Source organism: Kutzneria sp. NPDC052558 (assembly GCF_044547355.1).
In the GTDB taxonomy this organism is placed as follows: Bacteria; Actinomycetota; Actinomycetes; order Mycobacteriales; family Pseudonocardiaceae; genus Kutzneria.
The window spans coordinates 55729-74944 of record NZ_JBIUAG010000005.1; the positions used below are offsets into that span (position 1 = coordinate 55729).

A 19216-nucleotide genomic window follows, 5' to 3' on the forward strand; every position below is an offset into this window, starting at 1 on the left:
GGCCGGGGTGATGTGGTCGTATCGTCGCTTATGTGACAGCGGACTTAGCTCCGTCGGAGCAGGTGCTGTGGACCGGTTCGCCGGTCCGGCGCTCGGTCTTCGACGCTTCCGACCGGCTCGTGCTGCCCGGCGCGGCCCTGGCTGTGGTGTTCATGGTGTTCTGGATCTCGACCGCGGTCGGGTCCGGCGCCCCGGTGTTCTTCGTCGGCTTCGGCGTCGTCGGCATGGCCTGGTTTCTCTACCTGCTGATCGGCCGACCGGCCGTGCGCTGGCTGGAGCTGCGCGCGACCACCTACACGGTGACGAACCAGCGAGTGCTGATCGAGTCGACGGTGTTCGGTCGCCGCCGCGCCCACAGCCGGTACTACCGGCAGCTGTCGCCGCCGACGGTGTTCGACCGGGGCGGGGGCATCGGCGACGTGCGGTTCGAGGATCCGGGCGTGCTGGACATGATGCGGGCCAGTCGCAACCGCAGCATCCCGCCCCGGCCGTTCGAGCTGCGGGCGATCGAGGATCCGCGCCGCGTGCGCGACCTGATCATGGCCCAACGCTGAACCGGGCCCGGCGGGGGGAGACCCGCCGGGCCGGGCGGGCTCAGCTGTGCGAGACGGTCAGCGCGTAGAAGTGCACGGTCGCGCCGTTGGTGGAGCTGCTGCTGGCGGTCTGGTTGTAGTCGCCGGCCTTGAAGTACTGCGGGTAGCCGGTCCAGCCGGACGGGATGGCGAACTTCTGGGTCGTGCCGCCGTTGATCTGGATGTTGATCGTGTTGCCCCCGGTGACGCTGATGACGTAGCTCCACTGGGTGTTCAGCGCCACGTGGCCCACGGTGTGCGCGGTCTGGCCGCCGCCGGGCCCGTTCTCGACGCCGGCGATGATGTCGCCGTTGCTGTGGTAGTAGAGCTCCAGCAGCGGCTTGGTGGTGCCGCTGCTCTCGCTGGCGTGGATCTGCCCGACGCAGACGCTGGACGGCACCTTGGTCACCTTCACCGTGGCGCTCAGCCTGTGCGTTCCGGGCAGGCCCCAGCTCGCGGCCGAGCCGCTGGCGTTCATCTCCCGCAGTTCGGATCGGGAATAGCTCGAGTTGGGCGTGTGCACGCCGTTCTCCGGGTCCCAGAACGTCATGGACCCGTCGGTCTTGTCGGTGTAGAAGTAGGCGTCCTGGTAACCGGACGCCCCGGTGAGCCGACTCGGGGTGATCGTGGTCGGCGCGCCGGGCGATCCGACCGGTTCCTGCAATTCCCAGACGGTCAGATTGAAGTTGCCGCCGGGCGCGACCGACGGATTCAGCGCGGCCGGCGCGGCCGTCGCGGTCTGGCTGGTGAACAGGGCTCCGACCGCGGCGAGCGTCAGGGCGCCCGCCGTGAGCTTCTTGTTCAATTTTTCTCCTCGGCAGGGATCCGTGGCGGCGGAGAGCGAAACCGTGAGTTCAGGCAGGAGTCACGGTGTGAGGGCCGCCCCGGCCCAGCGAGAAAACGCAGCGCTGGCAGGGGTACAACGCATGGCGAAAATCTCCTCCGGTCTGGCGGCGGTGCCATACCGACATCGAAGAGAACAGGGGCCATCAGTCTGAGATACCCGCGCCAGCGGCGTCAACACTTCTGAACAGCATTCATAGACGTGAACCATTCACGCTGATGAACCGGAAAGCAGGTTCATCAGTTCTTCCACATCGTGGACGATCTGGGCTCGGGGGGTGCGGGCCCGCACCCCGACCCGGACCCCGAGCCAGACGTTGTAGGCGACGGCGGTGAGCGTCTCCGCGTCGATCCCGTCGGTCACCGAGCCGTCCCGTCGGCCCCGCCGGATCTGGGCCGCCAGCACTTCGCGGCCCACGTCCAGATGCCGCCGCAGCCGCTCGTCCGCCTCGTCGTCGGACGGCCCGAGCTCGGTCGCGGTGTTCACCACCAGACAACCGCGGAAGTCGTCCGGCTCCGACTTCAACAGCATGGCGAACAGGGCGCGCACGGCGGCCAGGCCGTCGGCGGTGGTCTCGTCCAGCTTCCGGTAGCCGTCCTCGATCGAGCCGATGTAGGTCTCCAGCGCCCGGAGGAACAGGGAGTGCTTGTCCCCGAAGGTGTCGTACATGCTGCGCCGGCCGACCCCGGTGCGCTCGACCAGGTCCTGCACCGAGGTCGCCTCGTAACCGCGCTCCCAGAACAGTGTCATCGCGTCCGCGACGGCCGTGTCCGGGTCGAACTCCTTGTGCCGCACCATGGGGACAACCTCTCACACCCGCTACCCGGCCGCGCTCAGGGAGGCCTTGACCTTGCGGGTGAACTCGTCGAAGAGCACCTCGGGCTCGCCCTTGGCCACCGCGTCCAGCGTGGTCGCCGCGACCTCGGCCGGGTCCGACTTGTCGTCGGTCACGTGCGAGGCCATGTCGGTGTCCATGAAGCCGACGTGCAGGCCGGTCACGGTGATGCCCTTGGGGGCCAGCTCCTCGCGGACGATGTCGGTCATCGCCCACTCGGCCGCCTTGGCCGCCGAGTACGCGCCGGACCAGGCCGGGTGGGCGAACGACAGCACCGAGGCGACGTTGAGGATCGCGCCGCCGCCGTTGGCCTCGATCACCGGCGCGAAGGCGCGGATGGCGGCCAGCGGGCCGATGTAGTGCACCTCCAGCTGCTCGCGGACCTCGTCGAGGTCGGGCTCCAGCAGGCCGGGGGCACTGCCGATGCCGGCGTTGTTGATCAGCAGCGTGGCGTCGGCGGCGACCTTGGCCGCGGCCTCGATGCTGGCGTGGTCGGTGACGTCGAGGCGCAGCGGGGTGACGCCCTCGATGTCGACGGTCTCCGGGCGGCGCGCGGTGGCGTACACCTTGGCGCCACGGGCGACGAGCTCTTCGGCGAAGCGGCGGCCCAGCCCGCGGTTCGCCCCGGTCACTACGGCAACGGTCCTGGTGAAGTCCATGCCGATGACGATAGTCTGTTGAGAACGAACGGTGCAATAAGCCGCCGGGTGACTGGGGCCACACGACGGGCGGGGGGTCCCGCGACGCCGTTTGCCCTGCTATAAACGACGCGTAAGGCCCGCGGCGCGGGGAAGCCGGTGCGAATCCGGAGCGGTCCCGCCACTGTGTCCGACGCCCTGCGGGGTGTGGGGAGCCAGATCGCCGCCCGCGGGCGTATCGGGTGAGGCCCACGAGGATGGAGCTGACACATGGGTGCCTTCCGCGTCCTCCAGCTGCTGATGCCGCGCGCGCTCGGCGGCTGGACCTCTCTCTGACGTCACTGCCGGTTCGTCCCACGCCTTGTCATCCCGGCAAGGTGTGCTTCGCCGTGCCCTGAAGGGGATTCAGTGACCACCGCGCGCCATCGCGTGACTTATGCGACCCTGACGTCCGACAACGAAGACCTGCACGCCGCCTACGAGGCCGGCCTGCGCACCGCCAAGTCCTGGCTGGGCGCGGAGTTCGCCGGCAACGGGCCCGCGTTCACGGTGACCAGCCCGTGCGACCGGTCCGTGGTGCTGTGCACCGCCCGCGCCGCCACCGAGTCCGATGTGGACGCGGCAGTGACCGCGGCCGCCGCCTCGGGCTGGGCGTCTAAGCCTTGGCCGGAAAGGGTTTCCCTGCTCCGGCGGGCGGCCGACCTGATCAGCGAGCGGTCGGCCGAGCTGTCCGCGCTGATGAGCATGGAGGTCGGCAAGAACCGCCTCGAAGCCCTCGGCGACGTCGAGGAGTCGGCCGACCTGATCCGGTACTACTGCCGGCAGTTCGAGGACAACAACGGCTTCGAGCGGGACATGGAACGGCTGTCGGCCACCGAGCACACCCGCAGTGTGCTGCGCCCGCACGGGGTGTGGGCGGTGATCAGCCCGTTCAACTTCCCGATGGCCCTGGCCGCCGGCCCGGCCGGGGCGGCCCTGGTCGCCGGCAACACCGTGGTGCTCAAGCCGAGTGAGCAGGGCACGTTCACCGCGGTGAAGCTGCTGGAATGCCTGCGGGACGCCGGAATCCCGGCCGACGCGCTGCACCTGCTGCTCGGCGGGGACGAGGTCGGCAAGGCCGTGGTGGCGCACCCGCGCGTCGCCGGGCTGACCTTCACCGGCTCGTACCAAGCGGGTATGGCGGTGTGCCAACGGTTTGTCACCCGATACCCGAAGCCGGCGATCTGTGAGATGGGCGGCAAGAACGCGGCGGTGGTCACGGCCGGCGCCGACCTGGACGTCGCCGCCGCCGGCATCGCCCGCTCGGCCTTCGGCTTCTCCGGGCAGAAATGCTCGGCCTGCTCCCGGGTCTACGTCGAGCGCGCGGCCTACGACGGCCTGGTGCAACGGCTCGTGGCCAAGGCCGGCGAGACTGTGGTCGGCGACCCGACGCAGCGGTCGGTGTTCATGGGGCCGGTGATCGACGAGGCGGCGGTCGGCCGATTCGAGGCGGCCGTCGAGCACGCCCGGACGGTCGGCAAGGTCGCGGCCGGGGGAGAAGTGTTGCGGCGCAGCGAAGGCCGGGCCGACGGCCACTACGTGACGCCGACGGTGGTCACGGATCTGCCGCCCGAGGACCGGTTGCTGCGGGACGAGTTGTTCGTGCCGCTGGTGGCGGTCGTGCCGGTTGACTGCCTGGACGAGGCCATCACCCGGGTCAACGACACCGATTTCGGCTTGACCGCCGGGATTTTCGCCGGCTCGCGGGCGGAGATCGACACCTTCCTTGACCGCGTCGAGGCCGGCGTGGTGTACGTGAACCGCGCCGCCGGCGCGACCACCGGCGCGTGGCCGGGCGTGCAGCCGTTCGGCGGCTGGAAGGGATCGGGCAGCACCGGCAAGGCCGGCGGTGGCCTCTACTACGTGCAGCAGTACCTGCGTGAGCAGTCCCGGACGGAGGTCGCCCGATGACTACCATGATCACCGCGCCGGACATCCGCACGGAACTGCCCGGCCCCAAGGCCCGTGCGGTGCTGGCCCTGGACGACGCCGTCACCAGCCGCTCGCTGCCGCGGGCGTATCCCCTTGTCCCGCAACGGGGCCGTGGCTGCGTGATCGAGGACGTTGACGGCAACCGGTTCCTGGACTTCAACGCCGGCATCGCCGTCAACTCCACCGGCCACGCCCACCCCAAGGTCGTCGAGGCGGTGCGGCGGCAGAGCGAGGACCTGCTGCACTACTCGGCCAGCGACTTCTACCTGCCGATCTACTCCCGGATGTGCCAGGCGCTGGCCGAGACCGCGCCGATCGACGGCCCGGTGCGGGTGTTCCTGAGCAACTCCGGCGCGGAGGCGGTCGAGGGCGCGCTGAAGCTGGCCCGGTACTGCACCGGGCGGCCGTACGTGATCAGCTTCTACGGCGCGTTCCACGGCCGCAGCTACGGCGCGGTCAGCCTGACCGCGTCGAAAGCCAAGTACCACAAGGGATTCGGCCCGCTGCTGCCCGGCGTGCTGCACGCCCCCTACGGCAGCGACGAGACCTTCGAGCACCTGGAGAACCTGATCTTCCGGCACCAGGTGTCGCCGGACGAGGTGGCGGCGGTCTTCGTCGAGCCGATCCAGGGCGAGGGCGGCTACATCGTGCCGCCGGCGGGCTGGCTGCGGCGGCTGCGGGAACTGTGCGACCGGCACGGCATCCTGCTCGTCGCCGACGAGGTGCAGTCCGGCGTGGGCCGCACCGGCAAGCTGTGGGCCATCGAGCACAGCGGTGTGCGGCCGGACATCCTGATCAGCGCCAAGGGCTTGGCCTCGGGGCTGCCGCTGGGCGCGTTCATCGCCCGCGCCGACCTGATGGAGAAGTGGTCAGCCGGCGCGCACGGCTCCACCTACGGCGGCAGCCCGGTGCCGTGCGCGGCCGGGCTGGCCACGCTGGCCGTGATCGAGGAGGAAGGCCTGCTGGCCAACGCTTCCGCGGTCGGCGAGCAGCTGTTGGCCGGGCTTCGTGCGCTACGGCAACGGTTCCCGGAGTCGATCACCGACGTTCGCGGTGTTGGCCTGATGATCGGCGTCGAGTTCGCCACCGCCGAGCTGGCCGGGCAGGTGCAGCAGCGCGCGTTCGAACTGGGGCTGCTGGTGCTGGAATGCGGCGAGAGCAGCATTCGCATGTCGCCGCCGCTGGTCGTGACGGCCGAGGAGGCGCGGACGGCGTTGGAGCTGTTCGGCCGGGCTGTCGCGGGATGAGTCGGCACGTGTTCACCCGTTCCCCCGGCCTGCCGCGCGCGGCCGGGGGAACGGGAGCCGAAGTGTTCGATGTGGACGGTCGCCGGTACCTGGACGGGTCCGGCGGCGCGGTGGTCACCTCCATCGGCCACGGGGTGACCGAGGTCGTCGACGCCATCGCCGAGCAGGCCCGGCAGATCGCCTACGCGCACGGAACCGCCTTCGCCTCCAAGGCATTGGACGACTACGCCGACGCGCTGGCGCCGCTGCTGCCGTTCGACGACCCGCGGATCTACCCGGTGTCCGGCGGCAGCGAGGCGGTGGAGACGGCGCTGAAGATGGCCCGGGCCCATCACCTGGCCCGCGGCGACCAGGACCGGCACGTGATCATCGGCCGGCAGGGGGCCTACCACGGCAATTCCCGTGGGGCGCTGGACGTTTCCGGCCGGGCCGGGCTCCGCAACCCGTACCGGCCCTGGCTCGGCCCGGCCTGGCACACCTCCGCGCCGTACGAATACCGTTGCCCGGCACCGAATCATCCGAACGCCTGCGGCGCCTGGCACGCGGCCAAGCTGGACCGGATGATCACCGAGGAGGTCGCCGCGTTCATCGCCGAGCCGGTGGCCGGCGCGGCCCTCGGGGCGTGCGTGCCGCCGGACGACTACTGGCCGGCGGTCGCCGAGGTCTGCCGGCGGCGGGGCGTGCTGCTGATCGTCGACGAGGTGATGACCGGCTTCGGCCGCACCGGCCGCTGGTTCGCCTGCGAGCACTGGGGAATCCGGCCCGACATCCTCGTCACAGCCAAGGGCGCGGCCTCGGGCTACTGGCCGCTGGGGCTGGCGGTCTGCACGGCCGAGGTGCGGGACACCATCGGGGCCTTCGTGCACGGCTTCACCTACTCGCACCACCCGGTGGGCGCGGCGGCCGGGCACGCGGTGCTGAAGGTGTTGCGGGACCGGGACCTGGTTGCCGCCGCCGAGCACCGCGGCCGGGATCTGGCCCACGCCCTGCGTGACCGCCTGGCCGACCACCCGGCGGTGGGCGACATCCGCGGCCTCGGCCTGCTCCAGGCGGTCGAGCTGGTCGCCGACATCGAGTCGAAAAAGCCGTTCGCCCGCGCCGAGCGTATTGCCGAACAGGTTGTCGCCCAGGCAAAGGAAAACGGCCTGCTCGTCTACCACTCCACCGGCTGCGCCGACGGCCGCGACGGCGACCTGCTGCTGTTCGGCCCGCCCCTGGTGATCACCGAGACGCAGGTGGCCGAATTGGCGGACAAGGCCGCCGCCGCGATCCGTCAGGTCCTCGGCCGCTGACCTGAGCCGGCGTCAGATTCGATTCGCTGACCCATAACGACTGGTCGTTCAAACTCGTGCGCAAACGCTCGCGGCGCGCTCCTGTTCTTTCACTGATGGCTTCCGTCCGTGCGCGGCGCGGCTGGTGAATTCCCGAACGCTGTCGACGCGGGACCGGCGACGTCACGCGGCGTGCTGCGGCGCTGGTGAGGCCGCCACCTGGCGGTTGTCAGCCTCTCGCCCCTGTGTGGGCGTTGGTTGTTCGCCCGCAGCCGCCGGCGCAAATCAAGCGGAACCGCCTAGAAATGTGGTGGGAGCCGCGATCACCACGAATGCCCGCTGATTCGAGTGGTCACGTCACCCACATCGGGTCTCCGCACCGACATGGGGGCGGGGAGATGAGAGGAGACAAGCCATGGAGAAGGACATCTACCAGGCGCCGGCGCTCGTCGAGGTCGGCGAGTTCGGCGAGCTGACCACCGGCTTCCTGGGTATTTTCCCGGACGGCGGCGCTCAGTTCATCAAGCGTAACGACTTCAACCAGTAATCGAGCCTCGGTGGCGCCCCGGCGCGGATGAGCCCGGGGCGCCACCGTGCCCACAGGATTTCCCTTTCCCGACAGTGGACCCGGACGAAACAGGTGTGGCTATGAATCGGGGTCAGGGCTGGTTCGTCGTGCTTCCCGACAGCGCCGACGCCGCGTCGGCGGTCGAGGTGCTCGGCGCGTGGACGGACCTTCAGCTCGAGACGCACAACTCCGGTCGCCCATGGTTGATGGGCCGGTGGAGCCCGCGGGAGATGACCGTGGTCGAGGCCGACCGCGGGCGGGTGGCGCTGATCGGTGACTACCCGCCGCCCGAGCGCTGGGCGCGGACCCTGGGACGGATCCGGTCGGCCGTCGAACTGGACGACGTCGCGCTGGAGATCCCCGGCAGTTTCCACCTCGTGTCCACATTGGACGGTCAGGTGCGGGCTCAGGGCACCGCGACGGGGCTGCGGCGGCTCTACCACGCGCGGGTCGGCGGCGTCACGATCGGCTGCGACCGCGCGGACGTTCTGGCCGAGGCCATCGGCGACGACGTCGACGAGGACGCGGTCCTGCTGCGGCTGCTGGAGCCGTCGGTGCCCCATCCCCTCGGCGGGCGCCCGATGTGGCGAAACGTCAGTGCCGTGCCCGAAGGCCACTACCTGCACCTGGACTCGCGGGGCGACCGGTGGGTCCGGCGATGGTGGTCGCCGCCGGAGCCGAGCCTGTCCCTGGCCGAGGGAGCGCCGAGGGTCGCCCAGGCCCTGGCCGACGCCGTGGCGGTGCGCACGGATGCCGGGGGTGTGGTCAGCGCCGACCTGTCCGGCGGGCTGGACTCGACCTCGATCTGCTTCCTGGCCGCCCGCGGCCCCGCCGACCTGGTCCTGTTCACGCAGGCCGGGATCGACGGCGGCCATGAGGACGCGATGTGGGCCCGCCGGGCCGCGACCCACCTGCCGGACGCCGAACACCTGGAGATGCGGCCGGGGACCCTGCCGAGCTTCTACACCGGACTGTCCACCGCCGGCGAGGGATTCGACGAGCCGGCCCTGGGCGGGCGGATTCGGGGCATGAACACCGAGCTGGCGCGCCTGATGGGGGCCAAGAGCTCCCGGCTGCACCTGACCGGTGAGGGCGGCGACCAGGTCGTGCAGGCCCTGGACTCCTACGTGCACGACACGCTGCGCACGCATCCCCGCACCGGGTTGCGGCATCTGCGGGCGCTGTCGGCGGAGTGCCGCTGGTCGCTGCCGGCGACGGTCCGGGCCGCCGCCGACCGGCGCCCGTACCGGCGGTGGCTGACCGATGTGGCCGCGGATCTGAGTCCAGTGCGGATGAGCGACCGCACCCCCACGCTGATGGGCTGGGACGCGCCCCCGACGCTGCCCCCGTGGATCACCGCCGACGCGCGGGAACGCCTGCGGCAGCTGATCCGCGCGGAAGCCGGCCAGGCGAGCCCGCTGGCCCCCACCCGAGGTCGGCACATGGCGTTGGCGCAGATCATCGCGTCCACGCGGATGTGCCGGCAGATCGGCCGGTTCACCGCACAGGCAGGGGTGCCGTTCCACTATCCCTTCCTGGACGACCAGGTTGTGCAGGCCTGCCTTGCGGTGCGTCTGCACGAGCGGACCACGCCGTTCACCTTCAAACCCCTCACTTTGGCGGCGATGCGCGGCGTCGTGCCCGACGAGGTGCTGGCCCGGCGCGGCAAGAGCGAGTTCTCGCGGGAGATCCACAGCGGCCTGGCGGCCCAGCGGGCCGAGCTGGCCGAGTTGCTGGCGGACTCCCACATGGCCCGGCTCGGGCTGGTCGACGGCGACGCGCTGCGGCAGGCGGCGCTCGTGCTGTATCCGCCGCAGCTGCCCGTCTACTACCTGGAGATGACCTTCGCGGTGGAGACATGGCTCCGCGCGCGGGCGACGACCCCAGTGAAAGCGAGGTGATCGGCGATGGCGACCCTGCGGGCGGAAGTGTCCACGGTCACCGTCGAGGACGGCATGGTGCTGCTGGACGAGCGCACCGGCCGCTACTACCAGGTCAACGGCAGCGGGGCCCTCGTGCTGAGCACTCTGATCGGCGGCGGTGGGCAGCAGGAGGCCGCGACGGCGCTCGTCGAGCGGTACGCCGTCGACCGGGAACGCGCGCTCAGCGATGCGGGCACGATCATCGATCGGCTGCGCGCCACCGGTTTGGTGACGCCATGAGCGCGCCGACCGGGCCGCTGCGGGTCGCGGCGCACCGGCGGGTGCTGGCGCTGCTCGCGGTCGGCGCCGGCCATCTGATCGGGCGACTTCCGCCGGCCAGGATCCGCCGGGTGCTGACCGTGGCCGCCCGGGGCGCCCGGCCGGCCAGCTACGCGGAGGCGAGCCGGGCTCGGCGGACCGTCACCGCGGTCAGCGTGCGGTGCGCGGGCGAAGGCTGCCTGCCGCGGTCGATCGCGACCGCCTTGCTGTGCCGGGCAAGGGGATCGTGGCCCACCTGGCACGCCGGGGTGCGCACCATCCCGTTCCGGGCCCACGCCTGGGTCGAGGCGGACAACCGGCCGGTGGACGAACCAGTGTCCACCACGCAGATGCGGCCGCTGGTGACCGTCGGACCCATCGGGTGATCACCAAGTACACCAACAGGAAGGACGATTGACCATGCGCGTTTGGCTTCAGCGGACGGTCGCGGCGTGCGCCGCCGCGACGGCGTTGTTCGGGGTGGGTCTCATGGGCGCCACGACGGCCTCGGCCGCCCCGGCGCCGGCGACGGCGAAGGCCGTGACGGGAACCCCGTACATCTACGGCTACTACAAGCTGTATCTCGACTGCGACTCGATCGGCGCGCTCGGGGTCTACCAGGGGAACTGGCAAGGCTACGTCTGCGACAACCGTTACCTCGCGGGCTACTTCGCGCTCGTCGTGGTCCCGTACTGAGCATGAGTTCCGATGGGGCGCCCTGGGGGCGCCCCATCGGGCTTGTCAGCACGGCGGCTGGTAGGGCAGTTCGGGAAAGTGTCGGTCCCATTCGGCCGGGGTGATCGCGGGCCGGGCGAGGGCGCAGACGCGGGCGGCGAGCGCGTCGATGTCGGTCTCCCACAGCCGCGCGGAGTGATCGGCGCCGGCGGTCAGCAGGGTGTGCCCGTCCGGGCTGAACACCGCTCGCGCGACAGTGGCGGTGTGGCCGGCTAACACGCCGGCGTCCTGCGGCCGCGTGGGATCGGTGATGTCGAACAGCCGGATCGCACGGTCCTCTCCCGCGGTGGCCAGCCGCCGACCGTCCGGGCTGAAGGCCACCGCGTCGACGGAGTCGGTGTGCGCGGTGATGACCGCGACGCCGCGGGTGTGTCGCGGATCGCTGATGTCCCACAGCCGCACGGTGTGGTCCTGGCTGGCGGTGGCCAGCAGGTGGCCGCCCGCGCCGATGGCCACCCGTGTGATGTTGTCGCCGCCGACGGCCGCCAACAGCTGTGGCCGCACCGGATCGGTGATGTCCCACAGCCGCACGTCCTGGCTGGCGGTGGCCAGCCGATGTCCGTCCGGGGTGAAGGCCACGTCGGAGATCACGTCGGTCTGGCCGGTCAGGATGCCGACGAGACGTGGCGACGCCGCAGTGGTGATGTCCCACAGCCGCGCGGTGTGATCCCAGCTCGCGGTGGCCAGCAGGCGCCCGTCGGGGCTGAACACCGCCTGGCAGACCGCGTCGGCGTGCCCGGTGACCACGCCCGCCGGCCGGGGCCGGCGAGGCTCGGTGATGTCCCACAGGCGCACGGTGTGGTCGCGGCCGGAGACGGCGAGCAGGTGTCCGTCCGGGCTGAACGCCGCGGTGAACACGGCATCGGGGTGGTCGATGATGGCCAGCGGGCGCGGATCGCGCGGATCGGTGGTGTCGGCCAGCCGAACCGTGTGGTCCATGCTCGCGGTGGCGCTCATCCGGCCGTCGGCGCTGAACGCCGCCGCGACGACGGTGTCGGCGTGATCGGCCAGGAACAGTCCGGACAGATCGGCCAGCCGCACCGTGGTGTCGCCCGCCCCGGAGGCCAGGGTCCGCCCGTCGGGGCTGAACGCCAGCGCGTACACGGTGTTGGTGTGGCCGGTCAGGCTGGCGGCGAGGTGGGGCTGGCGCGGATCGGTGGTGTCCCACAGGCGAATCGTGTTGTCGTCGCCGCTGGTGGCCAGGCCGTGCCCGTCGGGCGCGAACCGGAGAGTGTTGACGCTGGCGGTGTGCCCGACCAGCACGGCCGCCCGCTGCGGCGCTCCGGGATCGCTGATGTCCCATAGCCTCGGCGTGCTGTCGCGGTCGTCGGTGGTCGCCAGCACACGGCCGTCCGGGCTGAACACCGCCCGCACTCTGCCGTGCACCGTGGACAGTGACACGGGGTGTGCCGGGTCGGCGATGTTCCACAGGCCGGAGCCGTCCCCGGGGCCGGCGACCGCGAGGAGGGGGCCGTGCGGGCTGAGATCGATCGCGCGGACGCGGCCCGAGGTGATCGGGACGGCGCCGACTGCCCGAGGGGTGCTGGGGTCGGTCAGATCCCACAGGCGCACCGAGTCGGCGGATCCGGTGGCCAGCAGGCGCCCGTCGCCGCTGAAGGCCGCCATGCCGGCGTCGACGGGGAGAGTGGCCAGCTGGCGTGGCTGCTGAGGTTTGCTCATGTCCCACAACCGCACCCGCGGAGTGCTTCCGGCGTCGGCCGTCGCCATGATCCGGCCGCCGGGAGCGAACCGCACTCCGCGCACGGCGGCGTCGCCGCTGATCGTGGCCACCGCGGACGGGCGCAGAGGCGTTGACACGTCCCAGATCCGCACGGTCTTGTCCGCGCTCGCGGACGCCAGCAGCCGGCCGTCATCGCTATAGGACACCGCCTCGACGGTGTCGGTGTGCACGGTGATCCTGGCGGCGTAGGGCGTGGCCAACGCACTGAGCAGGCCGTCACGGGTCCCCGGCGTGGGGGAGAGCCGGTAGGCGGCGAGGCTGAGCTGGATCGACAGCGCCGGGTTCGACTCGCGCAGCGCGGCGGCGTCGAGGGCGGCCTTGCCGGCGATGGCCGCGTTGCGCTCCTGCGCGATCGCGTACTGGGACCGCACGGCGATCCCGGTGGCGATCACGGCCAGCACGAGAAGAACCGCCAGCAGCGCCGTGAGTTGGCGGCTCCGGCGGCTGCGGCGGCGCTCGCTGGCCTGCTCGGCGGCCTCCGCCGCGAGACTGGTCTCGAGGAATTCCCGTTCTCGTGCGGTCAGCGTCGTGTCGTGGGCGCCGAGCCGATCGCGGGCGACCGCCAGCCGGGCGCCGCGGTAGAGCGCCCCTGGGTCGCGGTGGACCAGCTCCCAGGCGTTGGTGGCCTCGGTGAGTTCCCGGTGGGCGCGCAGCCGGTCCCGGTCGCAGGCAAGCCATCCGCGCAGCCGGGGCCAGCAGCGGATCAACGCCTCGTGGGTGATCTGCACGCTGTCGCGGTCGGCGGTCAGCAGCCGGGCGCTGGTCAGCTTCTCCAGCACCACGGCGGTGTCGGGATCGGCGTCCAGTTCCGTCCGGGCGACGCGGCGCTTGGTGTCCTCGGTGCCCTCGCCGAAGGCGGTCAACCGCAGGAACAGGCCGCGGACGATCTCGCGCTGCGTGGCGTCGAGTGCGGTGTGGACCTGCTCCGCGGTGTGGGCGATGGCCTGGTGCAGGCCGCCGGTCTCCTCGTAGCCCGCGACCGTCAGCCGGGTGCCGCGTCGCCGACGCCAGGTCTCCATCAGCGCGTGCGACACCAGCGGCAGCACCGCCGGCTGGCCGGCGGCGTCGGCGATCAGCCGGGACACGAGCGCGGATTCGACAGTCAGCCCGGCATGCACCGCGGGCTGGATGATGGCTTCCCGCAACTGCTCCGGGCTCAGCGGGCCGACGGGGACCTGGGCGTCCCGCAACGCCGCCACCAACTCGGGGTGTCGCAGGCAATGGCCGTAGAAGTCGGCCCGCACCCCGAGCACCACTCGGACCCGGCTGCCCGGCGCGCTGGTGGCCGCCACCAACGCGGCGATGAACCCCGCTCGCTCGTCCGGGTCGTGGCAGAGGGTGAAGACCTCCTCGAACTGGTCGACCACCACCAACAGGTCGACGTCGTCCGGTTCGTCGTGCAGGGCTTGGCGCACCCGCAGCCGCAGGTTGTCCGGTGCGGCGGCGAGTTCCGCCCGTAACTCCACTGAGGACAGTCCGCTCGCCGCGGCCAGGTGGACGGCCAACTCCTCGATCGGATGTGGTCCCGGGGTGAGCAACAGCGTCGGCCCGGTCGCGATCAGTCCCTGCTTGCGGGCCATGGCCACCAGTCCGGCCCGCACGAGCGAGGACTTCCCGGAGCCCGACGCGCCGAACACGCCGACCAGCCGTCGCTGGCTCACCCGGGTCACGAGGTCGTCGAGCAACTCGTCCCGGCCGAAGAACCGGTCGGCGTCATCGGGTTCGAACGGTGCCAGCCCCAGATAGGGCGCGCAACCGGGGTCGCGGTTGTCGATATCGCCGCCGATCTGGGCGGTGAGCTCGTGCCAGCGGGCCCGCCAGTGCTCGGGGTCGCCGCCGCAGGCCGTGACGTAGGCCAGCGTGACCGCCAGCGTGGGCGGCTTCCGTCCGGCGGCGGCCTGTGACAGCACCGTCGGCGAGTAGTGCGCGGCCTGGCTGAGCTCCCGGTATGTCGGGCGGCCGGCCCGCTCCCGCAGTCGGCGCAAGTCGGCGGCGAACGCGCCCACCGCGCCGTGCGTCGGGTCCAGCGGTCGTTCGGGTCGTGGCACAGCCCCTCCTCGGCAGACCTCTGGATCCTGTCTACCGGGATAGCCACGCAGAGTCGCGACATCGTCGCTCACGGTGCCCGATCGTGCAGTCGGTGGGACACGCCGGCACAACATGTGGGTGCTTGCGACTGATCGCCGCCCATGTATTGTGCTCACCGAGCTGGTTCGGCCGTCCCGCCAGGGCGGTCGTCGTAAGAGGGAACCCGGTGCGAATCCGGGACTGCCCCGCAGCGGTGAACGGGAACGACCGCCGTAACGAAGCACTGGGCCGCGGTGGCCTGGGAAGCGACGGCCAGTAGGTGCCTGCCGGCATGCCCGTGAGTCCGAAGACCTGCCCGCTCGCCCGTTCGCACCGTGAACGGGCTCGTGTCCAGGCCCCGAGGGAGGGCGTGGGGGATCGCCGGCCGGCGCCTGCCGGTGGGTCCTCGCGCGCCGCCCGCAAAGGCCGACAGCGTGCGAGGAGCTCAGGCTGTGACGCAGACAGTGGTGCGGGTAGACACCGATCCCCACCCGACGATGCGGGTCAGGAAACGAAGCGGCGAGTTCGAGGCCGTCGACGTGAACAAGATCGTCAAGGCGGTCGGGCGCTGCGCGGTCGGGCTGGCCGAGGTGGACCCGCTGCGGGTGGCCACCAAGACGATCAACGGCCTGTACGACGGCGCGACCACCGAGGAGCTGGACCGGCTGTCCATCCAGACGGCGGCCGAGCTGGTGTCGGAGGAGCCCGAGTACTCCAAGCTGGCGGCCCAGCTGCTGGCGGCGTACATCGACAAGGAGGTCCGCCTCCAGGGCGTCCACTCCTTCAGCCAGAGCATCGCGCTGGGCCACCGCGAGGGCCTGATCGGCGACGAGACGGCCAAGTTCGTGGCCACCCACGCCCGCAAGCTGGACGACGCGATCGACGCGGACGCCGACCGGCGGTTCGAGTACTTCGGCCTGCGCACGGTGTACGACCGCTACCTGTTGCGCCACCCCGACAAGCGCACGGTGGTGGAGCGCCCGCAGTACTGGCTGCTGCGCGTGGCCTGCGGCCTGTCGCACACCGCGGGCGAGGCGATCCGCTTCTACCGCCTGATGTCCTCGCTGGCGTACCTGCCGAGCTCGCCGACGCTGTTCAACTCGGGCACCCGGCACACCCAGATGTCCTCGTGCTACCTGCTCGACTCGCCGCGCGACGAACTCGAGTCGATCTACGAGCGGTACGCGCAGGTGGCGCAGCTGTCCAAGTTCGCGGGCGGCATCGGCGTGCAGTGGTCCCGGGTTCGCTCCCGGGGCGCGTTGATCCGCGGCACCAACGGCCACTCCAACGGCATCGTGCCGTGGCTGCGCACGCTGGACGCGTCGGTGGCGGCGGTCAACCAGGGCGGCCGGCGCAAGGGCGCGGCCTGCGTCTACCTGGAGACGTGGCACCCGGACATCGAGGAGTTCCTCGAGCTGCGCGACAACACCGGCGAGGACGCGCGGCGCACGCACAACCTGAACATCGCCAACTGGATCCCGGACGAGTTCATGCGCCGGGTCGAGGCCGACGCCGACTGGTCGCTGTTCGACCCGGACGAGACGCCGGAGCTGCCGGACCTGTGGGGCGAGGAGTTCGACCGCGCCTACCGCGCGGCCGAGCAGGCCGGCCGGGCCGTGCGCACGGTCAAGGCCCGCGACCTGTACGCCAAGATGATGCGCACGCTGGCCCAGACCGGCAACGGCTGGATGACCTTCAAGGACACCGCCAACCGCACCTGCAACCAGACCGCCGAACCGGGCAACGTGGTGCACCTGTCCAATCTCTGCACGGAGATCCTGGAGGTCACCAGCGACACCGAGACCGCGGTGTGCAACCTCGGCTCGGTCAACCTGGGCGCGCACGTGCTCGGCGATTCCATGGACTGGGACAAGCTGCGCGAGACCGTGCGCACCGCGGTCACGTTCCTGGACCGCGTGATCGACATCAACTACTACCCGACCGCGCCGGCCGGCCGGTCCAACCCGCGCTGGCGGCCGGTTGGCCTGGGCGTGATGGGCTTGCAGGACGTGTTCTTCAAGCACCGCCTGGACTTCGACTCGGCCGCGGCCAAGCAGCTGTCCACCCGCATCGCCGAGGAGATCTACCTCACGGCCCTGGAGACCTCGGCCGACCTGGCCGCGTCGGCCGGCGCGCACCCGGCCTACAACCAGACCCGGGCGGCCCAGGGCGATCTCCAGCCCGACCTGTGGGGCGTGACGCCGACGCAGACCGAGCGCTGGGCCGCGCTGCGCGAGCGGGTCGCCGAGAGCGGCCTGCGCAACTCGCTGCTGATCGCCGTCGCGCCGACGGCGACGATCGCCTCGATCGCCGGCTGCTACGAGTGCATCGAGCCGCAGGTGTCCAACGTGTTCAAGCGGGAGACCCTGTCCGGGGAGTTCTTGCAGGTCAACACCTATCTCGTCGCGGAGCTCAAGCAGCACGGCCTGTGGACCGCGCAGACCCGCGACCAGCTCAAGCGGGACGACGGCTCGGCGCAGGGCCTGGCCGGCCTGCCCGAGGCCAGCCGCTCGCTGTTCCGCACGGCGTGGGAACTTCCGCAGAAGTCGCTGATCGAGCTGGCCGCCGCCCGCGGCCCGTACATCGACCAGAGCCAGTCGCTGAACCTGTTCCTGGCCTCGCCGACGATCGGCAAGCTGTCCTCGATGTACCGCTACGCCTGGCAGTCCGGGCTGAAGACCACCTACTACCTGCGGTCCCGTCCGGCGACGCGCATCCAGCAGGCGACGGTGCCCGCGGCCCCGGCCGATGTGATCGCCTGCTCCCTCGAGAACCCCGAATCGTGTGAGGCCTGCCAGTGACCACCCTCGACAACACCGCGCGCAAGCAGTCCCTGCTCGACCCGGGCATGGACCTGACCCTGCGGCCGATGCGCTATCCCCTGTTCTACGAGCGTTTCCGCGACGCCATCAAGAACACGTGGACGGTGGAGGAGGTCGACCTGCACTCCGACCTCGCCGACCTGAAGAAGCTGACGCCGGCCGAGCAGCACCTGATCAACCGGCTGGTCGCCTTCTTCGCCACCGGCGACACCATCGTCGCCAACAACCTGGTGCTCAACCTGTACGAGCACGTCAACGCGCCCGAGGCCCGGCTCTACCTGTCGCGCCAGCTGTTCGAGGAGGCCGTGCACGTCCAGTTCTACCTGACGCTGCTGGACACCTACCTGCCCGACGAGAACGAGCGGGCCGAGGCGTTCGCGGCGGTGGACAACATCCCGTCCATCCGGGACAAGGCCGAGTTCTGCTACAAGTGGATCGACTCCATCGAGCACCTGAACCGCTTGCACAGCAAGGAGGACCGCAAGGCCTTCCTGCTCAACCTGATCTGCTTCGCCGCCTGCATCGAGGGCCTGTTCTTCTACGGCGCCTTCGCCTACGTGTACTTCCTGCGCTCGCGCGGCCTGCTCAACGGGCTGGCCTCGGGCACCAACTGGGTGTTCCGCGACGAGTCCATGCACATGGCGTTCGCCTTCGACGTGGTGGACACGGTTCGCCGCGAGGAGCCGGAGCTGTTCGACGACGCGCTGCACGACCAGGTCCGGCAGATGCTGCGCGAGGCGGTGGACGCGGAGACCAAGTTCGCCGAAGACCTGCTGGGACAAGGGGTTGCCGGCATGTCGTTGGCGGACATGCGCGCCTATCTTGAGCACGTGGCCGACCGTCGGCTGGCCGCGCTGGGCCTGGCCCCGGAGTTCAACGCCAAGAACCCCTTCGGGTTCATGGAGTTGCAGGACGTGCAGGAGCTGTCCAACTTCTTCGAGCGCCGGGTCTCCGCGTACCAGGTCGCTGTTACGGGAACGGTCAGCTTCGACGAAGATTTCTGAAAGGAGAGGGCATCGGCTACCCGGGGGCCGAGCCCCGCGCGGCACAAGCGCTGTGCCGCTGAGCACAGGAGTCATCAAGAACGCGTTCGGGTGACGGTGTGCACTTGCGCCGAGAACTACCATGTTCCGGTGATGGATGGTGTTGGACGGGTCGTCGTCGGTGTCGACGGCTCGGTCGGCAGCTTGCAGGCTTTGCGGCGGGCGGTGACCGAGGCGCGGATGCGCTCGGTGCCGCTCGTCGCGGTCATCGCGTGGAGCGCGCCGGGCGGCGAGGCCGCCTACCGGCGGACGTTCGACGTGCAGCTCAAGCAGTTGTGGGAGCAAGGAGCCTGGGAGCGGCTGGCCAGAGCGTGGGACGAGGCGCTTGGCGGCATTCCCGAGGACGTGGACGTGCGGCAGGTGGCGGTGCGCGCCGACGCGGGCAAGGCGTTGGTGTGTGTCGCGAACAACGAGAACGACCTGATGGTGATCGGCGCGGGCCGGCGCAGCGTGTGGCGCCGGGCCTTCATCCCCTCGGTGCCGAGGTACTGCGCGGCCCACGCGCGGTGCGCGATGCTGGTGGTGCCGCCGTCACCGCTGAGTCAGCAGATGGATCACGGCATGCTGCCGCGGTTGTTGCGCCGCAAGCGGGTCGTGAACGATCTCGTCGGCAACAACGGGTAGTCGGTCCGGGGCCGAACCGATCGGGATCCGGGAACACGGCCGGATCCCGGTTGGCCGC

Annotated in this window: 16 protein-coding genes and 2 riboswitches; of the genes, 12 read left to right on the forward strand and 4 right to left on the reverse strand. The window is 70.9% G+C overall.

The annotated features are described in order from the left end of the window. The first annotated feature begins 32 nt into the window (after window positions 1-32). Entirely contained in the window at window positions 33-554 is a 522-nt protein-coding gene (locus ACIG5F_RS11205) for a hypothetical protein (protein WP_396517454.1), read from the forward strand. Between the two features lie 40 nt (window positions 555-594). Here ACIG5F_RS11205 and ACIG5F_RS11210 read toward each other — a convergent pair whose 3' ends face one another. The 3 genes from ACIG5F_RS11210 to ACIG5F_RS11220 form a co-directional block, all read right to left on the reverse strand. Further along, the gene (locus ACIG5F_RS11210; RefSeq protein ID WP_396517455.1) at window positions 595-1377 is read right to left on the reverse strand and encodes a polysaccharide lyase family 7 protein; all 783 of its coding nucleotides are present in this window, start codon (window positions 1375-1377) and stop codon (window positions 595-597) included. Between the two features lie 249 nt (window positions 1378-1626). After that, a complete protein-coding gene (locus ACIG5F_RS11215) occupies window positions 1627-2214 on the reverse strand; it encodes a TetR/AcrR family transcriptional regulator (protein ID WP_396517456.1) in 588 nt (195 codons plus the stop codon). Between the two features lie 21 nt (window positions 2215-2235). Continuing rightward, a complete protein-coding gene (locus tag ACIG5F_RS11220) occupies window positions 2236-2910 on the reverse strand; it encodes an SDR family oxidoreductase (protein ID WP_396517457.1) in 675 nt (224 codons plus the stop codon). A 129-nt stretch (window positions 2911-3039) separates the two neighbouring features. Beyond that, window positions 3040-3114: riboswitch (cobalamin riboswitch) on the forward strand. Window positions 3115-3297: 183 nt separating this feature from the next. On the opposite strand from ACIG5F_RS11220, the gene ACIG5F_RS11225 reads away from it, so the two are divergent. The 8 genes from ACIG5F_RS11225 (at window position 3298) to ACIG5F_RS11260 (ending at window position 10822) form a co-directional block, all read left to right on the forward strand. After that, window positions 3298-4839, forward strand: coding sequence for an aldehyde dehydrogenase family protein (locus ACIG5F_RS11225; protein WP_396517458.1), 1542 nt, complete (start codon window positions 3298-3300; stop codon window positions 4837-4839). Further along, entirely contained in the window at window positions 4836-6107 is a 1272-nt protein-coding gene (locus tag ACIG5F_RS11230) for an aminotransferase class III-fold pyridoxal phosphate-dependent enzyme (RefSeq protein ID WP_396517459.1), read from the forward strand. The genes ACIG5F_RS11225 and ACIG5F_RS11230 overlap by 4 nt, the downstream gene beginning before the upstream one ends. A gap of 8 nt (window positions 6108-6115) precedes the next feature. Then, window positions 6116-7399 carry an aspartate aminotransferase family protein gene (locus ACIG5F_RS11235; protein ID WP_396517460.1) on the forward strand — a complete coding sequence of 428 codons (1284 nt, stop codon included), beginning with the start codon at window positions 6116-6118 and terminating at the stop codon, window positions 7397-7399. 394 nt (window positions 7400-7793) lie between these two features. Further along, window positions 7794-7925, forward strand: coding sequence for a lasso RiPP family leader peptide-containing protein (locus ACIG5F_RS11240; protein WP_396517461.1), 132 nt, complete (start codon window positions 7794-7796; stop codon window positions 7923-7925). A gap of 101 nt (window positions 7926-8026) precedes the next feature. Further along, window positions 8027-9847, forward strand: a complete 1821-nt coding sequence (locus ACIG5F_RS11245; RefSeq protein WP_396517462.1) for an asparagine synthase-related protein — start codon at window positions 8027-8029, stop codon at window positions 9845-9847. A 6-nt stretch (window positions 9848-9853) separates the two neighbouring features. Continuing rightward, a complete protein-coding gene (locus ACIG5F_RS11250; protein WP_396517463.1) occupies window positions 9854-10108 on the forward strand; it encodes a lasso peptide biosynthesis PqqD family chaperone in 255 nt (84 codons plus the stop codon). Next, complete coding sequence (locus ACIG5F_RS11255) at window positions 10105-10512, forward strand: lasso peptide biosynthesis B2 protein (protein ID WP_396517464.1); 408 nt, start codon at window positions 10105-10107, stop codon at window positions 10510-10512. Before ACIG5F_RS11250 ends, ACIG5F_RS11255 begins: the two co-directional genes overlap by 4 nt. 34 nt (window positions 10513-10546) lie before the next feature. Further along, a complete protein-coding gene (locus ACIG5F_RS11260; RefSeq protein ID WP_396517465.1) occupies window positions 10547-10822 on the forward strand; it encodes a hypothetical protein in 276 nt (91 codons plus the stop codon). Between the two features lie 45 nt (window positions 10823-10867). Here ACIG5F_RS11260 and ACIG5F_RS11265 read toward each other — a convergent pair whose 3' ends face one another. Further along, window positions 10868-14650, reverse strand: a complete 3783-nt coding sequence (locus ACIG5F_RS11265; RefSeq protein ID WP_396517466.1) for a hypothetical protein — start codon at window positions 14648-14650, stop codon at window positions 10868-10870. A 144-nt stretch (window positions 14651-14794) separates the two neighbouring features. Beyond that, a riboswitch (cobalamin riboswitch) is annotated at window positions 14795-15004 on the forward strand. Between the two features lie 117 nt (window positions 15005-15121). On the opposite strand from ACIG5F_RS11265, the gene ACIG5F_RS11270 reads away from it, so the two are divergent. The 3 genes from ACIG5F_RS11270 (at window position 15122) to ACIG5F_RS11280 (ending at window position 19158) form a co-directional block, all read left to right on the forward strand. Then, the gene (locus ACIG5F_RS11270) at window positions 15122-17470 is read left to right on the forward strand and encodes a ribonucleoside-diphosphate reductase subunit alpha (RefSeq protein WP_396517467.1); all 2349 of its coding nucleotides are present in this window, start codon (window positions 15122-15124) and stop codon (window positions 17468-17470) included. Continuing rightward, complete coding sequence (locus tag ACIG5F_RS11275) at window positions 17467-18495, forward strand: ribonucleotide-diphosphate reductase subunit beta (protein WP_396517468.1); 1029 nt, start codon at window positions 17467-17469, stop codon at window positions 18493-18495. Before ACIG5F_RS11270 ends, ACIG5F_RS11275 begins: the two co-directional genes overlap by 4 nt. Window positions 18496-18627: 132 nt before the next feature. After that, entirely contained in the window at window positions 18628-19158 is a 531-nt protein-coding gene (locus tag ACIG5F_RS11280) for a universal stress protein (protein ID WP_396517785.1), read from the forward strand. The last annotated feature ends 58 nt before the right edge of the window (window positions 19159-19216 follow it).